Annotated in this window: 2 protein-coding genes; one reads left to right on the plus strand and one right to left on the minus strand. The window is 67.4% G+C overall.

Features of this window, described 5'->3' with window-relative positions:
- Positions 1 to 190: 190 nt before the first annotated feature.
- Positions 191 to 823, minus strand: coding sequence for a TetR family transcriptional regulator (locus tag G3O00_RS42585; protein WP_011352787.1), 633 nt, complete (start codon positions 821 to 823; stop codon positions 191 to 193).
- Between the two features lie 156 nt (positions 824 to 979).
- On the opposite strand from G3O00_RS42585, the gene rsxB reads away from it, so the two are divergent.
- Positions 980 to 1606 (plus strand): electron transport complex subunit RsxB (gene rsxB, locus G3O00_RS42590; RefSeq protein WP_206146585.1); only part of this gene is annotated, 627 nt, incomplete at its 3' end.

Consider the following 1606-nt stretch of genomic DNA (forward strand, 5'->3'; position numbering starts at 1 on the left):
CGCCCCCGCCCCCGCCAAGGCCGCACCGGCCGCGAAACGTGCCGCTGCCGGCAGCCCGCGCGCCAAGGCCGTACGCGCGCGCAAGGTCGCCTGACGCACCGCGTTCCGACGAAAAAACGCCGCCGTTGCCTGCGCACGGCGGCGTTTTTACATCTGGCGGCCGCTTCGGCGCGGTCGGCGCATCAGCGCATCAGCGCCGCAGCAGATACGCGAGCAGCACTTCGGTGTTCATCCGGACCATCTCCGCGCGCTCGTCGGAGTCGGTGAAGTCACGGCCGAGCGTCGCGGCGAGCGTGAAGCGGTTCGACACGATGTAGTAGCCGAGCCCCGACAGCGTCACGTAGAAGCGCAGCGGATCGACATCGGTGCGGAACAGCCCGGCCTTCTGGCCGCGCGTCAGCACGTTGCCGAGCTTCGCGACGATCGGCGACATCATCTCGCGGATCCGCGTCGACTTGTGCAGGTAGCGCGCTTCGTGCAGGTTCTCGTTGTTGATGAGCCTGAGCAGTTCCGGATGGTCGCGGTAGTAGTCCCAAACGAAATGCGCGAGCCGCGTGACGGCTTCGACCGGCGCGACGCCGTCGAGATCGAGCTCGCGCTCGGCCTCGGTCAACGCGGAGAACGCGTGTTCGAGCACGGCCGTGAACAACTGCTCCTTGCTGCCGAAGTAGTAATAGAGCATGCGCTCGTTGGTTTCGGCCCGGCGCGCGATCTGGTCGACGCGTGCGCCGAACAGCCCTCCACTCGCGAACTCTTCGGCTGCCGCCATCAGGATGCGGCGGCGCGTACCTTCAGGATCTCTTTTGATTTTTGGCTGATTCATGGTGGCGTTTTGCTATGTGAGCCGCTTGATCCGGACCGGCACCCCCACCGCCTTGGCGCCGGCCGCCCTGGAACGGGCGCGCCGCGGGCGGCCGCCCTCCTGCTGAGCCCCTGCAAAAAAGCGGTTCGATTATGCGCACAGACGGCGTCCAGCGCAATGCGGGAAATCGGCGATAATCGAGCTTTGGCAAACCTTTCCGACCGCGTCCGACGCGGCCGAGAGCCATTCGGCGCCGCTGCGCCCGTTGTCACCGTGACCGATTCCAAAACACTCGCAGATCGCATCGAAGATCTGCTTCCCCAGACGCAATGCACGAAGTGCGGCTATAACGGCTGCCGCCCGTACGCCGAGGCGATCGCCGCCGGCGACGCGAACTACAACCAGTGCCCGCCCGGCGGCGCCGAAGGCATCGCGCGCCTGTCGAGCCTGCTCGGCAAACCGGTGATTCCGCTGAACCCCGTCAACGGCAGCGAGCATCCGCGCGCGGTCGCCTTCATCGACGAAAGCCTGTGCATCGGCTGCACGCTGTGCATGCAGGCGTGCCCGGTCGATGCGATCGTCGGCGCGCCGAAACAGATGCACACGATCATCGAATCGCTGTGCACCGGTTGCGACCTGTGCGTGCCGCCCTGCCCGGTCGACTGCATCGCGATGCTGCCGGTGACCGGCGAACGCACCGGCTGGGACGCGTGGTCGCAGGAACAGGCCGATGCCGCGCGCGAACGCCACGACCTGCGGCTCGCGCGCCAGCGCCGCGAACGCGAGGCCGCCGAAGCGCGCGAG

The organism is Burkholderia sp. Ac-20384, assembly GCF_017104605.1.
Taxonomy (GTDB): Bacteria; Pseudomonadota; Gammaproteobacteria; order Burkholderiales; family Burkholderiaceae; genus Burkholderia; species Burkholderia lata.

Coding starts and splice junctions, on each gene's coding strand:
- G3O00_RS42585 (WP_011352787.1), bottom strand. CDS start 823: ATGAATCAGCCAAAAATCAAAAGAGATCCTGAAGGTACGCGCCGCCGC.